At 71.3% G+C, this 21,084-nt stretch carries 18 protein-coding genes; 6 read left to right on the forward strand and 12 right to left on the reverse strand.

Going from position 1 to position 21,084, the window contains the following annotated elements:
* Positions 1-20: 20 nt before the first annotated feature.
* The 3 genes from OG430_RS09670 to OG430_RS09680 form a co-directional block, all read right to left on the reverse strand.
* Positions 21-791: an SDR family NAD(P)-dependent oxidoreductase gene (locus OG430_RS09670; RefSeq protein ID WP_327352023.1), complete on the reverse strand. Its 771-nt coding sequence runs from the start codon at positions 789-791 to the stop codon at positions 21-23.
* Complete coding sequence (gene qcrB / locus OG430_RS09675) at positions 788-2,500, reverse strand: cytochrome bc1 complex cytochrome b subunit (protein WP_442816461.1); 1,713 nt, start codon at positions 2,498-2,500, stop codon at positions 788-790. The genes OG430_RS09670 and qcrB overlap by 4 nt, the downstream gene beginning before the upstream one ends.
* A gap of 115 nt (positions 2,501-2,615) precedes the next feature.
* Positions 2,616-3,323, reverse strand: a complete 708-nt coding sequence (locus OG430_RS09680; protein WP_327352024.1) for a class I SAM-dependent methyltransferase — start codon at positions 3,321-3,323, stop codon at positions 2,616-2,618.
* A gap of 327 nt (positions 3,324-3,650) precedes the next feature.
* Here OG430_RS09680 and rho point away from each other — a divergent pair, with 327 nt between their 5' ends.
* From rho to OG430_RS09695, 3 genes are all read left to right on the forward strand, one after another.
* On the forward strand, positions 3,651-4,814 hold the full coding sequence (gene rho / locus OG430_RS09685; protein WP_327352025.1) for a transcription termination factor Rho: 1,164 nt from the start codon (positions 3,651-3,653) through the stop codon (positions 4,812-4,814).
* A 115-nt stretch (positions 4,815-4,929) separates the two neighbouring features.
* The gene (locus OG430_RS09690; protein ID WP_327352026.1) at positions 4,930-6,603 is read left to right on the forward strand and encodes a hypothetical protein; all 1,674 of its coding nucleotides are present in this window, start codon (positions 4,930-4,932) and stop codon (positions 6,601-6,603) included.
* 99 nt (positions 6,604-6,702) lie between these two features.
* A complete protein-coding gene (locus OG430_RS09695) occupies positions 6,703-8,223 on the forward strand; it encodes an MFS transporter (RefSeq protein WP_442816700.1) in 1,521 nt (506 codons plus the stop codon).
* A 1-nt stretch (position 8,224) separates the two neighbouring features.
* Here the strand turns inward: OG430_RS09695 and OG430_RS09700 are convergent, their stop codons facing one another.
* Positions 8,225-9,100, reverse strand: a complete 876-nt coding sequence (locus OG430_RS09700) for a tyrosine-protein phosphatase (protein WP_327352027.1) — start codon at positions 9,098-9,100, stop codon at positions 8,225-8,227.
* Between the two features lie 168 nt (positions 9,101-9,268).
* Between OG430_RS09700 and OG430_RS09705 the strand changes: the two genes are divergently transcribed.
* Complete coding sequence (locus tag OG430_RS09705) at positions 9,269-10,279, forward strand: GNAT family N-acetyltransferase (RefSeq protein ID WP_327352028.1); 1,011 nt, start codon at positions 9,269-9,271, stop codon at positions 10,277-10,279.
* Positions 10,280-10,320: 41 nt separating this feature from the next.
* Here the strand turns inward: OG430_RS09705 and OG430_RS09710 are convergent, their stop codons facing one another.
* Together OG430_RS09710 and OG430_RS09715 are read right to left on the reverse strand one after the other, a co-directional pair.
* Entirely contained in the window at positions 10,321-10,722 is a 402-nt protein-coding gene (locus OG430_RS09710; RefSeq protein WP_327352029.1) for a VOC family protein, read from the reverse strand.
* 79 nt (positions 10,723-10,801) lie between these two features.
* Positions 10,802-11,581 (reverse strand): AraC family transcriptional regulator, encoded by a 780-nt coding sequence (locus OG430_RS09715; RefSeq protein ID WP_327352030.1) that lies wholly within the window; start codon positions 11,579-11,581, stop codon positions 10,802-10,804.
* A gap of 156 nt (positions 11,582-11,737) precedes the next feature.
* Between OG430_RS09715 and OG430_RS09720 the strand changes: the two genes are divergently transcribed.
* Positions 11,738-12,871 carry an MFS transporter gene (locus tag OG430_RS09720; protein ID WP_327352031.1) on the forward strand — a complete coding sequence of 378 codons (1,134 nt, stop codon included), beginning with the start codon at positions 11,738-11,740 and terminating at the stop codon, positions 12,869-12,871.
* Here OG430_RS09720 and OG430_RS09725 read toward each other — a convergent pair whose 3' ends face one another.
* The 4 genes from OG430_RS09725 to oxc form a co-directional block, all read right to left on the reverse strand.
* A complete protein-coding gene (locus tag OG430_RS09725; protein ID WP_327352032.1) occupies positions 12,872-13,738 on the reverse strand; it encodes an AraC family transcriptional regulator in 867 nt (288 codons plus the stop codon). It abuts the gene before it with no gap.
* A gap of 141 nt (positions 13,739-13,879) precedes the next feature.
* A complete protein-coding gene (locus OG430_RS09730; protein ID WP_327352033.1) occupies positions 13,880-14,323 on the reverse strand; it encodes a PAS domain-containing protein in 444 nt (147 codons plus the stop codon).
* Positions 14,324-14,442: 119 nt separating this feature from the next.
* On the reverse strand, positions 14,443-15,714 hold the full coding sequence (frc, locus tag OG430_RS09735) for a formyl-CoA transferase (RefSeq protein ID WP_327352034.1): 1,272 nt from the start codon (positions 15,712-15,714) through the stop codon (positions 14,443-14,445).
* A 42-nt stretch (positions 15,715-15,756) separates the two neighbouring features.
* Complete coding sequence (gene oxc, locus OG430_RS09740; protein ID WP_327352035.1) at positions 15,757-17,514, reverse strand: oxalyl-CoA decarboxylase; 1,758 nt, start codon at positions 17,512-17,514, stop codon at positions 15,757-15,759.
* Positions 17,515-17,996: 482 nt separating this feature from the next.
* On the opposite strand from oxc, the gene OG430_RS09745 reads away from it, so the two are divergent.
* Positions 17,997-19,577 carry a FadD7 family fatty acid--CoA ligase gene (locus OG430_RS09745; RefSeq protein ID WP_327352036.1) on the forward strand — a complete coding sequence of 527 codons (1,581 nt, stop codon included), beginning with the start codon at positions 17,997-17,999 and terminating at the stop codon, positions 19,575-19,577.
* 16 nt (positions 19,578-19,593) lie between these two features.
* On the opposite strand, the gene OG430_RS09750 is transcribed toward OG430_RS09745, so the two are convergent.
* Both OG430_RS09750 and OG430_RS09755 read right to left on the reverse strand, forming a co-directional pair.
* Entirely contained in the window at positions 19,594-20,526 is a 933-nt protein-coding gene (locus tag OG430_RS09750; protein ID WP_327352037.1) for a LysR family transcriptional regulator, read from the reverse strand.
* A gap of 75 nt (positions 20,527-20,601) precedes the next feature.
* On the reverse strand, positions 20,602-20,961 hold the full coding sequence (locus tag OG430_RS09755; protein ID WP_327352038.1) for a zinc ribbon domain-containing protein YjdM: 360 nt from the start codon (positions 20,959-20,961) through the stop codon (positions 20,602-20,604).
* Positions 20,962-21,084: the final 123 nt, after the last annotated feature.

Consider the following 21,084-nt stretch of genomic DNA (forward strand, 5'->3'; position numbering starts at 1 on the left):
CCCTCCGGCGGTTCACGCGGTCACGACGACTCCTTGACCACGCTCCAGCCGCCGTCCACCACCAGACTCGTACCGGTGATGTACGCGGCCTCGTCGGCGGCCAGGAACGCCACGGCCGCGGCGACCTCCTCGGGCCGCCCGAAGCGGCGCGCGGCCGTGCCTGCGATGCTGGCCGCGCGGTCCTCGTCCGCGACGCGGTCCCAGGCGGCGGTGAGGACGGGGCCCGGCAGGACGGCGTTGACCCGCACCTCGGGCCCGTACTCGACGGCGAGCTGCCCGCACAGGGAGAGCAGCGCGCCCTTGGCGGCGGCGTAGCCGGGGTGGCCCGGGATTCCCTTGTGGGCGTGGACGGACGAGACCAGGACGACCGCGCCGCACTCGGCGACCAGGTCGGCGTGTGCCGCCTTGAAGCCGAGGAAGGCGCCGGTGAGGTTGACCGCGAGCTGCCGGTCCCAGGAGGCCAGCGGCAGCTCGTGGGCGGGCGCGACCTGGACGGTGAAGGCGTTGGAGACCAGGACGCCGACCGGCCCGAAGGTGTGCGCGGCGGCCAACACCCGCTCCCAGTCGGCGGGTTCGGCGACGTCCGCGCGCACGAACTCGGCGCGGCCGCCGCGCTCCCGGATGCCCGCCGCGCCCTTCTCGCCCCGCTCGGCGGCGACATCGGCGAGGACGACGGCGGCACCCTCCTCGGCCAGGCGCGCGGCCGTGGCGGCGCCGATGCCCGACGCGGCACCGGTGACGACGGCCACGCGGCCGGCGAAGCGGGACCCCTGGTTCACGGCGCCCGTCACGAACCGCCCTCGGTCGTACGCGTGGACACCTGCTCGCCGGGCTCGCCGTGCTCCTCGTGACCGCCGTGGTGCGCCTGGATCTCCAGGAATTCTTCCGGCGTGGCCTTCGGAATGTGCGTACCGGGCCCGTACATGGAGCGGGCGAGGCGCGCCCGCAGCCGGTCGGCTCGGCGGAACTTCCGCTCCACCCCGTTGGAGTCGACCTTCGGCCCCAACTCGAAGGCCTTGGGCTGCTCATGGGAGGTCAGCGTGTACAGCTGGGCGCGCGAGAGCGGCTCATGGACCTCGACGTACTCGCCGTGCGGCAGCCGCTTGATGGTGCCGGTCTCCCGGCCGTGCAGGATCTTCTCGCGGTCGCGGCGCTGCAGGCCCTGGCAGAAGCGTTTGGTGACGATGAAGGCGAGGACCGGCACGACGAAGAAGGCGATGCGGACGAACCAGGTGATCGAGTTGATGGAGAGATGGAAGTGCGTGGCCCACAGGTCGTTGCCGCCACCCACCATCAGCACCGCGAAGAGCGACAGCCAGCCCACGCCGAGTCCCGTGCGCACTGGCTGGTTGCGGGGCCGCTGGGCGACGTGGTGCTCGCGCTTGTCGCCCGTGACCCAGGACTCGACGAAGGGATAGATCCCGATCGCCAGCATGATCAGGGGGAACAGCGAGAAGGGGATGAAGACGCCCAGCTCCAGGGTGTGTCCCCAGGCGTTGATCTCCCAGCTGGGCATCACCCGGATCAGGCCCTCGGAGAAGCCCAGATACCAGTCGGGTTGGGCGCCGGTGGACACATGGTCCGGCCGGTAGGGGCCGATCGCCCACACCGGGTTGATGGAGGCGACCGCGCCCATGATCGCGAGCACGCCGAAGACCAGGAAGAAGAAGCCGCCCGCCTTCGCCATGTAGATGGGCATGAACGGCGCCCCGACCACGTTCTTCTCGCTCCGTCCGGGCCCGGCGAACTGGGTGTGCTTGTGGTAGAAGACCAGGATCAGATGGGCGACGATCAGGCCCAGCATGATGCCCGGCAGCAGCAGCACATGGATCGGGTAGAGCCGCGAGATGATGTCGTCGCCCGGGAACTCTCCGCCGAAGAGGAAGAAGGAGAGGTACGTCCCCACCACCGGGACCGACAGGATCGCGCCCTGCGCGAAGCGGATGCCGGTGCCGGACAGCATGTCGTCGGGCAGCGAATAGCCGGTGAGGCCGGTGATCAGGCTGAGGAAGAGCAGGGTCCAGCCGAACAGCCAGTTGATCTCGCGGGGCTTGCGGAACGCTCCGGTGAAGAACACCCGCATCATGTGCACCAGCATGCCGGCGACGAAGACGACGGCCGCCCAGTGGTGGATCTGCCGGATCAGCAGTCCGCCGCGCACTTCCATGCTGATGTCGACGGTGGACTCGAAGGCCCTGGTCATCGGCACGCCGTTGAGCGGGGTGTACGCGCCGTTGTAGATGACCTCGACGCCGCTCGGCTCGAAGAAGAGGGTCAGGTAGATGCCGGTGAGGATGAGGATGATGAAGCTGTAGAGGCAGATCTCGCCGAACATGAAGGACCAGTGGTCCGGGAAGATCTTGCGCATCTGGGTCTTGGCGAGGGCGTTGATGCCGAGCCGGCCATCGGCCCAGTCGGCCATGCGCTCGCCCTTGCCGGGTCCGGGCCCGCGGGCTCCGGCCCGTCCGTTGCTCCGGGTGCGGTCGCTGCTTTCGCTCATGCGTCTCCCCCTCAGGCGCCTCCCAGGGTAGACATCAGCATGCTCGTCCAACAGGCCTAGTACCTGGTGGAGTTGATCCGTCCGGGACCGTCCGACGTCCCGCTCCGTGCCGGGCTCAGCGTTTGGTGGCGACCACGAGCCGGCAGCGGGGCGAGCCGTCGGGGCGCCGGCCGACGTCGTCGAGGGCGTACAACTCGACGTCCAGGCCCGCCTGTTGCAGCTCCGCGTGCACCTCGGCGAGGCGGAAGTCGCGGTAGTACATGACGAAGGGCGGCCGCCACAGCGCATTGCGGACCCGCATCGCGCCGTCGAAGCCGAGCAGCATCCAGTACGCCGGTGAACCGGGCCGCGGCGGGGCCGCCACGGGGAACGCGAACCGTCCGCCGGGGCGCAGCACGGCGGCGGCCTGGGCGAAGAGCCGCGGGCGCTCGGCGGGCAGGAAGTGCCCGAAGGCCCCGAAGCTCACGACCAGGTCGAAGGCCTCACGGAAGGGCAGCGCGAGCGCATCGCCACGGACCCGCGCGGCGGGCGCCTGCGCCCGGCCGGTCCGGAGCATCCCCTCGCTGATGTCGACGCCCACCACCTGGTCCCGGCAGACCTCACGCAGCACGCCGAGCCCGGCGCCGGTGCCGCAGCACAGGTCCAGGCCGCTGCCGAAGGGGCCGAGCGCACGCAGGACGTCTTCCGTCGCGTCGAGGATGCGGTCGGGCGTACGGAACGGGGTCTGGTCGAACTTCGGGGCGAGCAGGTCGTAGCCGTGCTCGACGGAGGACAGGGCCTGAACGGCCAGTTCGCGGAGGGTGGGGCCCTGGGGAGAGAACATCGGGGCCGAGCATAGAGGGCGGCCCCAGCGATCTGTGACCAAAGTCCCGGCGGGGCCGGTCGCGTCGCGTGCTACAGTGCGATTGGCACTTGAGTTACGCCCCCGTGCATTCCTCACGGATGCGGCGTCGGTGTCCATCTCACCGGGGATCGAACCCCGTCTCAGCATCACTTTCACGGTTTCCGGCTTTTCCGCGTCGTCATGGGGCTCCGCCCCTGACCCCGCTCCTCGAACGCCGGAGGGGCTGATTTCTCGCCCCCCACTTCTCTCTTCGCCATGCCCTGCCTCAGCGCGGGCGGCCCTCTCGTCCTGGAAGGACACCCCATCATGACCACCACACTCGAACCCCCCATCAGCACCACCCGGCAGAAGCCGGAAACCACCGCCGCACTCGGCGTCCTCGACATCCCCGCCGGAAACGGCAAGGGCGGCGGCAACGGATTCCTCCGTGGCCCCGGCTATGTCGCGACCTCCGCCGACGTCCAGGTCCCCGCGGCCCTCATCCGCCGCCACGGCCTGCGCAAGGGCGACATCGTCCAGGGCGTCTGCGCCCGCCCCCGCACCCTCAGCGAGGTCGAGCAGGTCAACGGCCTCGCGCCGGAACTCCTGCGCGACCGCCGGAAGTTCGCCACCCTGACCCCGCTGCACCCTCGCGACCGGCTCCGTCTGGAGCACCCCGCGGGCGGACTCGCGCCGCGCATGGTCGACCTGATCGCGCCGATCGGCAAGGGACAGCGCGGGCTGATCGTGGCACCGCCCAAGACCGGCAAGACCGTGCTCCTGCAGCAGTTGGCCGCCGCGATCACCACGAACCACCCCGAGGCCCATCTGATGGTGCTCCTCGTCGACGAACGCCCCGAAGAAGTCACCGACATGCGCCGCGCCATCAAGGGCGAGGTGCTCGCGTCGACCTTCGACAAGCCGGCCAAGCAGCACATCGCCCTCGCCGAGCTCGCGATCGAGCGCGCCAAGCGTCTCGTCGAGCAGGGCCGTGACGTCGTCATCCTGCTCGACTCGCTGACCCGCCTGTGCCGCGCCTACAACAACGCGGCCTCCTCGGGCGGCAGGACGCTCAGCGGCGGCGTGGACGCGTCCGCCGTGCAGGGGCCCAAGCAGCTGTTCGGCGCCGCGCGCCTTGCCGAGGAGGGCGGTTCGCTGACCATCCTCGCCACCGCCCTGGTCGACACCGGCTCCCGCGCCGACGACTACTTCTTCGAGGAGCTCAAGGGCACCGGCAACATGGAGCTCCGCCTCGACCGCGGCCTCGCCGACAAGCGCATGTACCCGGCGCTCGACCTGGCCCCGTCCGGCACCCGACGCGAGGAACTGCTCCTGCCGCAGGAGGAGTTGACGGCCATGCGCGGCCTGCGCCGGGTCCTGCACAACCGTGACTCCCAGACGTCTTACGAGGCGCTGCGCGACCAGCTCCGCAAGACGCCGGACAACGCGGCGTTCGTACGGCAGTTGCACCAGACCGTGCCGGGCGCGTGACGCTGCCGCTGCCACTGCCGCTGCCGCTGCCGCGCCGGATAACGCCTTGCGCCCCGCGCATGCGGTCAGGCACGATCACGCCCATGACCTACCGAATCGAGTCCCTCCCCCGCTGGTGAGCCGCACCGGCCGCCGCCCGGCCCGCAAGACGGCCGAGGGCGAGAAGCTGCTCCAGCTGTTCACCGCGCAGCTGCCCGAAGAGGGCGGCGGAGCCCCCGCGCTCGCTGCCGGGCTCCGTGAACTGAAGCCCTCCGCTCACCTCATCCACCGGGTCCTCGCGGACGTGCCCCACCCCGAGAGTTCCCGGATGCGGGACATCGGCGTCGTGCTCCTCGCGTACGAGGACCGGTACGCCCGCCTGCTCGGCCTGGCCCTGATCGCCCGTGCCCGGCTGCCGTTCGACACCGAGGCGGTACGCGCCATCGGGATGTCCCGCCCCTTCACCCACGAGGCCGTCGCCGCCCTGGAGACCCTGCCCGATCCCGTGCCCGACCTGCTGTCGCTCGCCGAGCGGATGCCGCCTGCGGATCGGCAGTTGAGGCACGTGCTGCCCGCACTCGTACGGCGCGCGGACGACCCGCGCGTACGGGAATGGCTGCTCCACCACCCCGAGGCCATCGCCGGTCTCGCGCCATCGACCGCCCGCCAGATCGCCGAAGCCGTCCGGCTCCTCGACCTCCTCCGCGAGCGGCCGGACGACATCGGCATCGTCGACCAGACGCTGGGCCTCCTAGCCCGGATGACCAGCTGGGGCGACTACCGAGCCGAGATCCGCCACTACCCGGACGCCCGTGCCCTGTTCCTCGCACTCGCCGCGGCGGCCCCCGATCTACCGCCCTCCCTCGACCGCGCCGCCCAACTCACCTCGCTCGTCCAGGAGTTGTACAGCGGTCACAGCGGACTGCTCGACATGACGCCACGCCGGCACGGCGAACTCCTCGACGCCCTGTGCCGCCCCCTGCGGCGCCCGGACTGGACGGAGCTGGTCCGCACGGCCCGCGCCTCGGCGCCCCATGCCGACCAGCGCCATCGGGCCGCATGGATCGAGCGCACCCTGGCCCGGTGCCCCACCGATCCTCCGGGGCTGCGCATCGCGGTGGCCGTGCCCGATCCGGCGCACTCCACGCAGGTGGAGACCAGGATCCTCGTCGACGGCCACCCCGTGGTCGCCGATGCCTTCGACGCGGGACCGGCCCACGCTCCGGAGTACCTGCTCGATCCCGGCCTGCTCCGGGCCACCGATGAGCCGCACGAGGTGGAGCTGGCCGAGGCCTACTGCACCGAAGGCTGCTGCGGCGCCCTCTACGTCACCGTCGTCCGCGAGGGCGACACCGTCGTCTGGCGCGACTGGCACAGGTCGAAGTCCACCGAAGACGCGCCGATCCCGCCCGCCCTGCGCTTCGACGCCGCCGCCTACGACGCCGAGGTCGAGCGAGCCACCGAGGACCACAGCTGGGAGTGGCCCGGCCGCACGCTCGCGCGACTCGTGCGGGAACGGCTGCGGGACGAACCGGAGTTGGTGCGCCGCTGGGACTGCCGACTGATCTGGGTCGGTACGCACCATGCCGAGCCCGGCGTCGTGAAGGCGTCCTTCATCCATCCCGCGTCGGCCCGGCACACCGGTGACGACCCCTATGTCCAGCTCCTCTGGTCCTTCGCGGACGACGGCACCCCACCCGCCGCGCAGGCCGAGGCCGTGGTGCGCCGACTGCGGCGCGAGGATCTCACCACCTTCGCCCACCTGTCCGCAGGCACCCCCGGGGCGGCGGCAGCGCTCGGCTTCGAGTAACCCTTCCCCTCTGCCACCCCCGGTCGCGCCTCCCGAAATGCTCTATTAGCGTGAATTGGGTGCATTTCGGGGGGTGAGGAGAGCGTTCCCATGGACCGGATGGACCGAGTACAGATATCCGAGGGCCTGCAGGGCAGTGACGGCCTTGTCCGACGCCCGGCTTCCCCTTCCACCGGCGGCGCCCACGAGCACCGCTGGTGGATCCTCGCCGTCATCGGCATGGCGCAGCTCATGGTGGTCCTCGACGCGACCATCGTGAACATCGCGCTGCCGTCCGCCCAGCAGGACCTGGGCTTCACGGACGGCAACCGCCAGTGGATCGTGACGGCGTACGCCCTGGCCTTCGGCAGCCTGCTGCTCCTGGGCGGCCGGATCGCGGACCTGGTCGGCCGGAAGCTGGTCTTCATGGTCGGCCTGGCCGGTTTCGCGGGCGCCTCCGCGCTCGGCGGCGCGGCCGGCAGCTTCACCATGCTGGTCACGGCCCGCGCCCTGCAGGGCATCTTCGCCGCGCTCCTCGCGCCGGCCGCCCTGTCCCTGCTGACCACTACCTTCACCGACCCCAAGGAGCGCGCCAAGGCCTTCGGCATCTACGGCGCGATCGCGGGCACCGGCGGTGCGGTGGGGCTGCTGCTCGGCGGCGTACTCACGGAGTACCTGGACTGGCGCTGGTGCCTGTACGTGAACCTGGCCATCGCGGCGCTCGCGCTGGTCGGCGGTTCGCGGCTGCTGCACGGCGGGCGCCCGGACGACCGGCCGAAGCTGGATGTGCCGGGCACGCTGTTGGTGTCGGCCGGACTGTTCTGCATCGTCTACGGCTTCTCCAACGCCGAGACGCACGCCTGGAGTTCGGCGTCCACCTGGGGATTCCTGGTGATCGGCGCCCTGCTCGTCGCGGCGTTCGCCTGGTGGCAGACGCGGGCGACGCATCCGCTGCTGCCGCTGCGCGTGGTGCTCGACCGGGACCGGGGCGCCTCGTTCCTGGCGATGTTCATCTCCGGCGCCGGCATGTTCGGCGTGTTCCTGTTCCTCACGTACTACCTGCAGCAGATCCTCGCCTATACGCCGGTCAAGACCGGCCTGGCGTTCCTGCCGATGGTCGGCGTGATGATCGTGGCCTCCGTCGTCACCACCAACAACCTGGTGCCGCGCATGGGCGCCAAGCCGATCGTCCCGCTGGGCATGGGCCTGTCCGCCGCCGGCATGGTGTGGATGACCGCCCTCGACCTGAACAGCGGCTACCTCACCCATGTGCTGCCGCCCCTGCTCGTCCTCGGCCTCGGCCTCGGCCTGATCTTCGCGCCGGCCATGAGCATGGCCACGATGGGCGTGGAGGCGCATGATGCGGGAGTCGCCTCGGCGATGGTCAACACCAGCCAGCAGGTGGGTGGTTCGATCGGTACGGCCCTGCTGAACACCCTCGCGACCAGCGCGGCCACCAACTACCTCGTCGGCAGGCAGCCCACACCCGACGTCATGGCCGAGGCCCAGCTGCGCAGCTATTCGACGGCCTACTGGTGGTCGGCGCTGTTCTTCGCGCTCGGCCTCGTCGTGTCGTACGTGCTGTACCGGCGCGGGGCCCCGGCCCAGCAGCAGGGCGAGGCCACGACCGTGCACGTGTAGGTCACGCCTGCAGGTGGGCGGCGCGGACCGTGGCGAGGGTGGTGTCGGACAGGCCCAGGCCTTCCGTCAAGTAGCCCTCGAACGAGCCGTACCGGGCGTCGATCTCCTGGAAGGCGGCGTCCAGGAAGGCCGGCCGCAGCTCGGTGGCCTGCTTGATCTTCGCCACGTCGGCGCCCCGGGCGGCGTACGGCTCCAGCATCTTGGTGAGGTAGGCGTCGAGGCGCTCGTTGGACGCGAGGTAGTCGGCCGTCACGTCCTGCCTGCTGACGCCGAGGAGCGTCTGGAGCGAGGCGGCGGCCCAGCCCGCGCGGTCACGGCCGCCCGTGCAGTGGAAGAGCACGGGGGTGCCGTCCGCGGCCGCCAGCTCCTCGAACATCGCCCGGTAGGCCTTGCGCGCCGACCCGGCGGAGACCAGGTCGCGGTACATCCCCTCCATGGCACCCGGCTTGGTCATGTCGTCGAAGCTGCTCGCATCGGCCGGTCCCGCGCCGCCCGCACCGGCCGCCGCCCGGCCGGAGCTGGTGTCGCCGAGCACGTCGAGGTGGATGCTGGGTACGCCTTGCGGCAGCCGGTCCGGGCCCTTGGCGCGCTCGTCGTCGGTGCGCAGGTCCAGGACGCGGGTGATGCCGAGGGCCGCGAGTACGCCGATCTGCTCCTCGTCCAGCTTGCTCAGCTCGCCGGAGCGGAAGGTGACGCCCCGCTTCACCTGCCGCCCGTCCCTGGTGGCCAGACCGCCCACGTCACGCATGTTCGGCGACGCCGCGAGCGGAACGCTGCGCTCCGCGACGCTCAGTGACTGCTGCGGGTGGGACTGCTGCTCGTGGGGCTGCTGCTCATGGGGCTGCTGGTGCCGGTCGACCTGCTTCTCGTCATGCATGGTGACCATGATGGGGGCTCGGCGGCACCCGCCGTCCCGACCTTGGTCCCGGCCCCGGGACTTTGGACCCCGGCTTAAAGTCCCAGGTCAGGCGGGTGCGGGCAGCTCGGGCGCGGCGCGCCGGGCCCAGAAGCGGCGGGATCGTCGGGCGCGTACGACCATGAAGAGATGGCAGACATATCCGGACCGGACACCCCGAATGCCCTCAGTGCCCTCGTGGCCCGCCCGCTGAGCAAGGACGACGTCCCTGCCTGGCTGGAGCTGGAACAAGCCGTCGAGCAGGTCGACAGGACCGGGCATCACGTGGACGCCGAGGATCTCGCCGAAGAGCTGGCCGACCCCAAGCTGGACACGGAGAGCGACACCCTGGGCCTGTGGGACGGGACGCGCCTGGTCGCGTTCGCCACGGTGCACACGCCGCACGGCGCGGTGGACGCGGCCCGCTTCGACGGCGGGGCAGCGGTCCACCCCGACTGGCGGCGGCGCGGCCTCGGGGCCGGGCTCGTCGACTGGATGGGCGGCCGCGCGACCGCCCTGCACACCGAGCACGAGGAGCTGGCGGGGCTGCCCGGCGAGCTCATGATCGGCGGCAAGGCCAAGGACGACAGCCTGCGCATCCTGGCCGAGCACCGGGGCTTCACGCCCGTCCGCTGGTGGTTCGAGATGACCCACCCGCTGCGGTCGGACCGCCCCGAGCCGCGGCCCGCCCCCGACGGCACCCGCATCGTGCCCTTCGACGACTCCTACGACGAGGCCACCCGCCTCGCGCACAACGACGCGTTCCGCGACCACTGGAACTTCACCGCCCTCGACCCGACCGACTGGCACACCTGGGTCACCGGCGCGCGCTCGTTCAGGCCCGCGATGTCGCGGCTGCTCGTGGCGGGCGACGAGGTGGGCGCGTATCTGCTCGCGGAGGAGAACGAGGCCGACACCGCGGCGAGCGGGAAGCGCGACTGCCACGTCGGCTATCTGGCGACCCGCCGCGACTACCGCGGCCGGGGTGCGGCCCCGGCGCTGCTCGCCGACGCGCTGCAGGGGGCGCTGGACGCGGGCTACGACACCGCGTCGCTCACCGTGGACACGGTCAATCCGTCCGGGGCGCTCGGCCTCTACGAGAAGTCGGGCTTCGTGGTCGACCGCGAATTCGTCACGTACGCACGGCCGTTGACGGTCTGATCACCCCGACCCCCGACGCGCGCTGACGCGACCTGCGGCCCTCAGTCCGTCTTGGGTCCGTGCTGCAGCGACGAGCGCACCGTGAAGGAGTGGCCCGACGGATCGAAGTAGGTCCGCGCCTCATTGGGCCCGCCGCGCCCCGAGGTCTCCATCGGCGTCGCGCCGAGCCCGACCAGGTCCCGCTCCACCTCGTCCAGGTCGGACGCGTCGACCAGGAAGTCGAGATGGGACTGGTAGGAGTCGTCGGGGCGCGGCCAGCTGGTGGGGGTGGCGTTCAGATCGCGGCGGAAGGCCATGCGGATGCCGGTCTCGGTGCCTATGTCGATGCGGTTGGCGGTCGCGCCGGGACATTCCTCGGCCGCCAGGAACGCCTTGTAGAACTCGGCCAGTTCCTCGGGGGCCGCACAGTCCAGCACGATCGCTGTCGCCTTCACCAGGCTCATGGCTCCTCCTCCGCGTCGCCGCAGTACGGGGTGCCCCTGCGGGCAGGCGGCAAACCCGGGGCGAGGGCGAACCGGCCTGTCAGGAACGGGACTTGTACGCCCCCGGGGTGTGGCCGAAGGCGCCGCGGAAGACGTCGATGAAGGCGCTGGTGGAGGACCAGCCGCAGCGGTGGGCGACGGTCGTGACGGGCAGGTCGTCGGCCAGCATCCGCAGCGCGTGGTAGAGGCGCAGCTGGGTGCGCCACTGCGGGAAGGTCATGCCCAGCTCGCGGCGGAAGAGCCGGCTGAGGGTGCGCTCGCCGGCCCCTGACGCCGCGCCCAGTTCGGCCAGGCTCCGCGGGTCGGCGGGGTGCTCGTGCAGCAGGGTGCAGACGGCGGCGAGGCGGGGGTCGGTGGCGGCGGGCAGCCGGCCGGGTTCCCGGGGCGCGGCACGCACCCGGTCGAGCACGACCGCCCGCAGACGGCGGCGCTCGGCGGTGTCGTCGTGGGGTTCCCGGGTGTACGCGAGGATCAGCTCGCGCAGCAGCGGGTCGACGGTGAGGACCGTCGGGGACTCCAGGGCCGGCGGGTTCGAGGTGCGGGGCAGGCCCAGGAGGTGCAGCGTGATGGGGCCGTGGGCGCGGTGGGCGTGGACGCAGCCGGCGGGGACCCAGATGGCCCGGTTGCCGGGGGCGAACCAGGTGCCGGCGTCGGTCGTGACGGCGAGCACGCCGGAGCCCGCGTAGACGATCTGGTGGTCGTCGTGCCGGTGCGCGTCGATGCGCTCCCCGGGGGTCAGGGACTGGGTGCGGGTGGGCGCCTCGGGGGTGTGGCGGATCGGGCGGTCCTGCTCCTGGCGGGTGTGGCGGGTCTCCGGCATAAGTTGGCACTTTATCGGAAGCACGCCATGGCCCTCCGTGGCGACGATGGCTGAGTGCCAACCACTCCAGTCTCAAGTCCCTTGCACACCCGCCCTCTTGTCCCTCTTCGCAGGCGCAGGCGCAGCCTCACCCTGCTGTCGCTGGGGCACGCCTGCGTGGACGTCTACCAGGGGGCGGTCGCTTCCCTGGTGCCGTTCTTCGTCTCCGAGCGCGCCTATACCTACGCCGCCGTGTCCGGCATCGTGCTGGCCGCGTCCCTGCTCTCCTCCGTGGTGCAGCCGTTGTTCGGCGCGCTCACCGACCGGTGGGCCCTGCCGTGGCTGCTGCCGGTGAGCACCCTGGTGGGCGGTGCAGGGGTCGCCCTCGCCGGGCTCGGCGGGTCGTACGCCCTGACCCTCTGGGCGGTCGCCCTGTCCGGGGTCGGGGTGGCCGCGTACCACCCGGAGGCCGCCCGGGTGGCCCGGCTCGCGAGCGGCGGCAGCCATACCGCGATGGGCTGGTTCTCCCTCGGCGGCAACCTCGGCTTCGCCACCGCGCCCCTGCTGGTCTCGGGTGTCGTCGCCACGGGCGGCCTGGGCGCCTCGCCCCTCCTGGCGCTGCCCGCGCTGGTGGGCGCGGGGCTGTGCGTGGTCGCGCTGCGAGGTCTGTTCGGGCTCAACTCCCCTCGTACGGAAGGGACATACACATCAGCCAAGACCACGGACGCCAAGGACGCCAAGGACGACAGGGACGACTGGGCCTCGTTCGCCCGGCTGTCGGGGGCCGTCGTCTGCCGTTCGATCGTGTTCGTCTGCCTGAGCACCTTCATTTCGCTGTACGTCCGCGAGCGCGCCGGCGGCGGCGAAGTCGCGGGCACCGTCGCGCTGTTCGTGCTCTACGGGGGCGGCGCGGTCGGCACGGTGGTGGGCGGGCGGCTTGCCACGCGGTACGGGCGGGTCCCGGTCGTGCGGTGGTCGTACGCCCTGACGGTCCTCGCCGTCGCCGGGGTGGTCCTCGTGCCCGGTCCGGCGCTGTACGGGTGCGTCGCCCTCGCCTCGGCCGGACTGTATGTGCCCTTCTCCCTGCACATCACCCTCGGCCAGGACTATCTGCCCCGCCGGATGGGCACCGCGAGCGGGGTCACGCTCGGCCTGACCGTCAGCGTCGGCGGCCTCGCGAGCCCGCTCGTCGGCGCCCTGGCCGACGCCACCTCGCTGCAGGTGGCGCTCGCCCCGCTGATCGCGCTGCCCGCGCTGGGCCTCGTCGCATTGCGCGGGCTGCGCGAACCGGCCCTCCAGGGCGAGGCTTGATCAGGCAGCGGTCCGCTCCACCGGGATCCACAGCTCCGCGTCCGCCTGCGTCGCGTCCGGCGACAGGTGAATGCGCAGGATCTCCGGACCCGGACGGCTCTGGTACGGGTTGGACGGGAACCACTGGGTGAACACGTCCCGCCACATGTACTGCAGCGCCTGCGGGAACGGCCCGGAGCTCTCGAAGACGGCCCAGGTCCCGGCCGGCACGGTGAGCTCGTCCAGGTCCTCGGGCGTGGCCGCACTCGTCACCACCGCGTGGTAGTAGTCGAGTTCGGTGCCCTCGGCCCGGCTGGGGTCCAGCTTGTCGCTGACCGCGACGATTCCCTTCGGCTCCTGGTCGGACAGGGCCCGGATGCGCTCCATGGTCTCCTGGCCGATGCCCCGGATGAAGTCGGCGATCGCCGGGTTCATCCCCTCGTGCACGAGGGGGACGCGGGCCTTCTTGCCGACGACCCGGAATTCTTCCTTGTCCACGACGCGGTATCGCATGCTGCTGCTTCCTTCGACGGTGAGTCGGAAGGACATCCGCGGCTGCGACTGCAGGCTCGCCCCGGTGCGCCGGGCATCCCCGGGACCGACGCCGTGCACGCCCTTGAAGGCACGCGCGAACGCCTCCCCCGAGGTGTAGCCGTAGCGCACCGCGATGTCGAGCAACGTCCGCTCCCCCGCGAGCACTTCGGCGCCCGCGACGGTGAGCCGTCTGCGCCGGATGTACTCGGACAGCGGCATCCCCGCGAGCGCGGAGAACAGCCGCCGCAGGTGATACTCGCTCGTCACCGCGAGCCGGGCCAGCTCGGCCGCCTCGATCCGCTGGTCGAGGTGTGCCTCGATGTGTTCCATGGCCCGATTCAGCCGCTCAAGCACCCCGGACTCCTTCCCTTTCGCCCACCACGTTAGGAAGGACCCACCCTGCCGCACCCGACGATCCGTGCCCGGTCCTGTCGGGTCGGGTCGGGCGGGTCGGGTCGGGCGGGTCGGGTCGGGCGGGGCACGCAGGGCAGGTGGTCAGGGCGTGGCGCGGCTCGAAGCGGTCTCCAGGAGGCGGCGGCGTACCTCCTTCTCCTGCGCCCGGCGCGCGGTGACGTCCCGGATGACGGCCCCGACGTGGCTCGCCGTGCCGTCGGCCGCGGTCAGCAGGACCACGCTGAACTCGATCGAGACGGTGGCGCCGGACGCGGTCAGGGCGGGCACGGCCAGCAGGTCGTCGGCCCCGTAGCGCGAGGTGCCGGAGGCCATGGCGGCGACGAAGCCGTCGTGGTGCCGTCGCCGGTGCTTCTCCGGGATGATCAGATCGAGGCTCCGGCCCGCGACCTCGGCCGCCGACCAGCCGAAGATGCGCTCCGCGCCCTGGTTCCAGTACCGGACGAGCCCTTCCCGGTCGACGATCACGATGCCGTCGGGCGCCTGATCCGCCATGCCGAGGACCACTGCCGGGTCCAAGTCCGCCATTGTGCCTCCCTGTCAAAACGTCGAAACGTCGAAACGTCAAAACGTCGAAACGTTGGAACGGGTGCCCTGCGCGCGGACCCACGCCCGCAGGGCACCCGGGTATTGCGGGGCGCCCTAGGTCAGGCCACGACCTTGCCCTCGTGCAGCTTGCGGATGTCGTCCGCGTCGTAGCCGAGGTCGGCGAGGACCTCGTCCGTGTGCTCGCCGAGCAGCGGGGCGCCGATGATGTCGGGCTTGAAGGCGGAGAACTTGATCGGGCTGCCCACCGTCAGATAGGTGCCGCGCTCCTTCTGCTCGACCTCGACGATCGTGCCGCTCTTGCGCATGTCGGGGTCCTCGGCGAGTTCCTTCATGGAGAGCACGGGGGCGCAGGGCACCTCCCACTCGCGCAGGATGTCGACGGCCTCGTACTTCGTCTTGTCGGCGAGCCACTTCTCGATCTCGCCGAAGATCTCCATGATGCGCGGCTGGCGGGCCTTGGCCGTGGTGTAGTCCGGGTCCTCGACCCACTCGGGGTGGCCGATGGCCTCCGCCGTGCGCTTCCAGTTCTGCTCCTGGATCGTGAAGTAGATGTAGGCGTTGGGGTCGGTCTCCCAGCCCTTGCATTTCAGGATCCAGCCGGGCTGGCCGCCGCCGCCCGCGTTGCCGCCGCGCGGCACGGCGTCGCCGAACTCGCCGTGCGGGTACTGCGGGTACTCCTCCAGGTAGCCGATCTTCTCCAGGCGCTGCTGGTCGCGGAGCTTGACGCGGGTGAGGTTGAGGCAGGCGTCCTGCATGGACACCGAGACCTTCTGGCCGAGGCCGGTCTGGTTGCGCTGGATGATCGCCGTGAGGAGCCCGATCATCAGGTGCATCCCGGTGTTGCTGTCGCCGAGTGCCGAGCCGCTGATGGTCGGCGGGCCGTCCCAGAACCCGGTGGTCGACGCGGCGCCGCCGGCGGCCTGCGCGACGTTCTCGTACACCTTCAGGTCCGACCAGGACGAGGAGTCGTTGAAGCCCTTGACCGAACCGAAGATCAGGCGCGGGTTCAGCTGGTGGATGTGGTCCCAGGAGAGGCCCATGCGGTCCATCGCGCCGGGCGCGAAGTTCTCGACGAGGACGTCCGCCTCGCGGATCATCTTCTCCATGACCTCTTTGCCCTCGGGGGTCTTGGTGTTGATGGCGAGGGAACGCTTGTTGCTGTTCAGCATGGTGAAGTAGAGGGCGTCGAGCTCGGGGATGTCCCGCAGCTGGTTGCGGGTGACATCGCCGCCCTGGGGGCGCTCGACCTTGATGACGTCGGCGCCGAACCAGGCGAGCATCTGGGTGCAGGCGGGACCGGCCTGGACGCCGGTGAAGTCGATCACCTTGATTCCGGCGAGCGGCAGGCCGTTGGAGGGCACAGCGGTCATGTCGGCTTCCTTTTCGTGAAGTGCTTCAGTGGGAAGGGGAGTTCACTTCTTGGCCGGCGTGATGTTGCCGACGGTGATGCCCTTGGGATTGAGGTGCGCGATGTGGCCGCTCTCGGTGCCGGCCGAGGGGTCGATCTCGCAGTCGATGAGCGCGGGGCCGCCGGCGGCCAGGGCCTCGGTGAGGGCGGCGGTGACCTCGGCGGGCGTGGTCGCGCGGTAGCCCTTGCCGCCGAACGCCTCGGCCATCAGGTCGTGCCGGGCCGCGCCCATGAGGGTCGTCGGGGACGGGGCGTCGCCGAGCGGGTTGACGTCGTCGCCGCGGTAGACGCCGCCGTTGTTCATGATGACCGTGACGACGGGCAGCTTGTAGCGGCAGATCGTCTCCAGCTCCATGCCGCTGAACCCGAAGGCGCTGTCGCCCTCGACGGCCACGACGGGCTGTCCGCTCTCCACGGCGGCGGCGATCGCATAGCCCATGCCGATGCCCATCACGCCCCAGGTGCCGCTGTCCAGGCGGTGGCGCGGCACGTGCATGTCGATGACGTTGCGGGCGATGTCGAGCGCGTTGGCACCCTCGTTGACGAGGTAGATCTCGGGGCGCTCGCGCAGGACGTCGCGTACGGCCTTCAGGGCGCCCATGAACTGCATCGGGTGCGGGTCGGCCTCCAGGCGCTTCGCCATCTTCGCGACGTTCGTCGCCGAGCGGGCCGCCAGCTCTTCCTTCCAGGCCGCGGGGGTGGCGATCTGGCCGGGCTTGGTGCGTTCGGCGATCGCGTCGAGCACCGACTCGATGTCGCCGACGAGCGGGGCGGCGATGGGCTGGTTGCTGTCCATCTCCTTGGGCTCGATGTCGACCTGGATGAATTTCGCGTCGGGGTTCCAGCCCGTCTGGCCGTGATTGAGGAGCCAGTTGAGGCGGGCGCCGACGAGCATCACGACGTCGGCCTTCTTCAGGGCCATCGAGCGGGCGGTGGCCGCGGACTGCGGGTGGTCGTCGGGCAGCAGGCCCTTCGCCATCGACATCGGTACGTACGGGACGCCGGTCGACTCGATGAACTCGCGGATCTTGTCGTCGGCCTGGGCGTACGCGGCCCCCTTGCCGAGCACCACCAACGGCCGTTCGGCACCGGCCAGAAGCTCGATCGCCCGGTCCACCGCCTCCGGGGCGGGCAGCTGGCGCGGCGCGGGGTCGACGAGGCGGCTCAGCGTCTTGGCGCCCTCCTCCGCGTCCATGATGGAGCCGAGGACCTGGGCCGGAATGTCGAGGTACACGCCGCCGGGGCGGCCGGATATCGCGGTACGCAGCGCACGCGCGATGCCGCGGCCGATGTCCTCGACGCGGCTGACGCGGTAGGCGGCCTTCACGAAGGGCTGGGCGGCGGCGAGTTGGTCCATCTCCTCGTAGTCGCCCTGTTTGAGGTCGACCAGGTGCCGCTCGCTGGAGCCGGAGATCTGCACCATCGGGAAGCAGTTCGTCGTCGCGTTCGCCAGCGCCACCAGGCCGTTGAGGAAGCCCGGCGCCGACACCGTCAGGGCGATGCCCGGCTTCTGGGTCAAGTACCCGGCCGCGGCTGCCGCGTGGCCGGCGTTGCTCTCGTGGCGGAAGCCGATGTAGCGGATGCCCTGCGCCTGCGCGAGGCGGGCCAGGTCGGTGATCGGAATGCCGACCACCCCGTAGATGGTGTCCACGTCGTTCAACTTCAGCGCGTCGACGACCAGGTGGTACCCGTCGGTGAGTGCGGCCTGGGCCTCGGCGGTCGCCTCGGTGTCCGTTTCAGCAGGGCCAGCAGGGTCAGTCATGGTCCGAGGTCCTCCTTGGGCAGGTCATGCGTGCGGCTACTCGTTGGGGCGTGCGCCGGAAGTCCCTCCGTCCGCCCGCAGGGCGGGCCCTGCGGCGGCTGGTGCGTGCTCTCGGCGTGCCGGGCGGAAGTCCTCGTACTGGACGTACTTGGGCTTTCGCCTGGTGCGGCGAGAGGGGGTCCCCCTGCTCGAAGAGCTTGGGGGCGCGTGCCAGGCGTCGCGGGGCAGGAGGGACTTCCGGCGCACGCCCCAACCTTCCGCAGCGCGCTCGCGCCCCGTCCAAGACCTATCGGCGACCAGCTGATAACCAACATCTATCGAGAGCCCTCCAGGGCCGGTCGCGGGCGCCCGAACTCCCTTGATAAATGGCCGCTATCGGCTGGTCGGACGTGCCTATTGGACGCCTCCCGCCCGCCCGCGCAGGCTCGCAGGGGCAGCCTCACGACAGCTGCGCCGTGCCTGGTGCGAGGAGGTGGAGTGTCATGGCCGTTCCGACCGCAGCATCCCTGCGGGAGCCGGGCGGGTACCGGGCCCCGGCGGTCACGGGGCTCGCCGATCTCCTCGACCGTCAGGTACGGAGCCGTCCCCGGGCCCGCGCGCTCGTCGTCACCGGCGACCGCCTCGAACTGTCCTACCGCGCCCTCGCCGCACTGGCCGACGACGTGGCGGGCCGGCTCGTGGGGGCGGGCCTTCGCCGGGGTGACGCGGTCGGCCTGAGATGCGCCAACACGGCCGAGTTCGTGGTCGGACTGCTCGGCGCGGCGCGGGCCGGTCTGGTGGTCGCTCCGCTGGACCCGGCCCTGCCCGGGTCCCAGCTGTCGGACCGCCTGGACGCGCTCGGGGCGCGGGCCCTGCTCGTCGGCCCGGGCGCTCCGCCCGCCGGGGCCGGCGCTTCGGCCTGGCCGCTGCGCGTCGACCTCTCCCGCGCCGGCACGGCGACGGCCTCCCTCGATGCCGGGACCCTCGTTGCCCCTCAACTGCGGGGCGCTGCAAGCGAGTTCGGCGACCGCGACGCCCTCGTCCTGTTGACCGCCGGGACCTCGGACCGGGCCAGGATGGTCCCGCTGACGCACGACAACATCGCGGCCTCCGTGCGCGGCATCTGCGCCACGTACGAACTGGGGCCCGGTGACGCCACGGTCGCGGTGATGCCGTTCTTCCACAGCCACGGCCTGTTCGCGACGCTGCTCGCCTCGCTGGCCGGCGGCGGCTGCGTACTGCTTCCGGCGGACGGCCGGTTCACGGCGCACACGTTCTGGGACGACGTACGGGCGGTGGCGGCGACCTGGTTCACCGCGGTCCCGGCGGTCCACGAGATCCTCCTGGACCGCTCGGAGCGCGACTATCCGGGCCCGCAGGCCGCACCCCTGAAGTTCGTACGCAGCTCCAGCGCGCCCCTCAACACGGCCACGCAGCGCGCCCTGGAGCGGACCTTCGGGGCCCCGCTCCTGTCCGCGTACGGCATGACCGAGACCTCGCACCAGGCGACCAGCGAACCGCTGCCGCAGCACGGGCTGCTCAAGAACGCGTCGGTCGGCCGGCCAACGGGCCTCGCCCTACGGGTGGTTGACGAGCAGGGGCACACCTGCCCGCCCGGCGTCGAGGGCGAGGTGTGGGTGCACGGACCCACCGTGGCCCGCGGCTATCTCGCCGGCCCGGCCGAGACGGCGCGCAGTTTCACCGACGGCTGGTTCCGCACCGGCGACCTGGGCGCGCTGGACGAGGACGGCCATCTCTGCCTCACCGGTCGGATCAAGAACCTCATCCACCGCGGCGGCGAGAAGATCTCGCCCGAGTACGTCGAGGACATCCTCGCCGGGTACCCGGGCGTCGTCGAGGCGGCGGTGTTCGCCCTGCCCGACGCCACCTACGGGCAGCGGGTCGGCGCCGCGGTGGTGGTGCGCACGGACGAGCCCGTCGGGTCGGCGGAGATCCTGCGCTACTGCCAGGGCCGCCTCGCGGCCTTCGAGGTGCCCGACCGGCTGGAGGTGGTCGCCGCGCTGCCGCACACCGCGAAGGGCGGCCTCGACCGGCAGGCGGTGGACGCGCTGTTCGCGCGCTGAAGGCCTGCCGCGACCCCTATCGGACGCGGTGCTCGGCCGGCATCGGCTGGTCGAAGAAGTCGTCCAGGGACAGACCCGTCGCCGCGTTCACGAACGCCCTGGCCGCGATCGACCCGGGTGTCGCCGCCTGGATCGCCACAGACACCTGCGCCCTGGCGTCCGGTTCGACCAGGCGGACGGCCCTGGTCCGGCCGATCACGGGCATCGCCCGCAGCCAGGAGTGCGGCACGATGCTCGCCCACTCACCGACCCCCACATGCGCGTACAGGGAAGCGATCGAGTCCGTCTCCACCTGCGGGGTCACCACGACGCCGAGCCGGCCGAACACCCCGTCGATGAGCTGCCGGATGCGCATGTCGGGCGTGAGCAGCGCGAGCGGCAGCTGGGCGGCCTCCGCCCAGGTCATGGTGTGGGTGCCCGGCAGCAGCTGGTCGCTGGAGACCAGGAGCATGTACCGCTCCTCGTACAGCGGCGTCACCTGCAGGCCGTCCCGGTCGTCGGGGCCGAAGTGGGCGATCGCGGCGTCGAGCTCGAACTCGCGCAGCTGGCGCAGCAGTTCCTTCGTCGAGAGCCGGGAGCGGACCTGCACCTTGGCCAGCGGGTGCGCCGAGCAGAAGGCGCCGACCGGGAGCGCCAGGGTCGTGGACGCCGTGGGTTCGGTGCCGAGCCGCAGCGTCCCGGTGATGCCGGACTGCACGGCGGCCACCTCGGCCTTGAACGCGTCCTGCTCGGCGAGGATCCGCTTGGCCCACACGACGAGCCGCTCGCCCTCGGGGGTGAGGCCCTCGTAGTTGTGCCCGCGGTTGATCAGCGTGACGTTGAGTTCGCGCTCGAGCTTGGCTATCGCCGCGGAGAGCGCGGGCTGCGACACGTAGCAGGACTCCGCGGCTCGCGCGAAGTGCCGCTCCCTGGCCACCGCCACGAAGTACTCCAGCTGACGGAACAGCATCGGCGACCCCTCCCCTGCGGCGACCCTTCGAGCCCTGCGGCCCCTGCGCCCCTCAAAGATCGATCCTAGGCAGGGCTAGGCCTTCTTGACCACGCTCGACTTGAGCTGCATCGCCCCGAACCCGTCGATCTTGCAGTCGATGTCGTGGCCGTCGACGCCGTCGATCAGCCGGATGTTGCGCACCTTGGTGCCGGCCTTGATGCCGGAGGGGTTGCCCTTGACCTTGAGCGCCTTGACGACGGTCACGCTGTCGCCGTCGCTCAGGACGTTGCCTACCGCGTCCTTGACGACCTTCTCCTGCCCGCCCGAGGCCACCTCGGCACCTTCCTCGGCGGGCACCCACTCGTGGCCGCATTCGGGGCACACCACGAGGGCGTTCATCTCGTAGGTGTACTCACAGGAGCATTTCGGACATGGCGGCGGATTCTCGTTCATGCGATCAGGATATCTGCGGCTCACACAACACCGACAACTCGTACACTGACGGGCGAGGGGGAGGTGGATCGCATCTGCCTGGAGCAGGGGAAACAGGAAGCCGCTGATGCAGCGGTGGGGCGT

This window comes from Streptomyces sp. NBC_01304 (genome assembly GCF_035975855.1).
Lineage (GTDB): Bacteria > Actinomycetota > Actinomycetes > Streptomycetales > Streptomycetaceae > Streptomyces.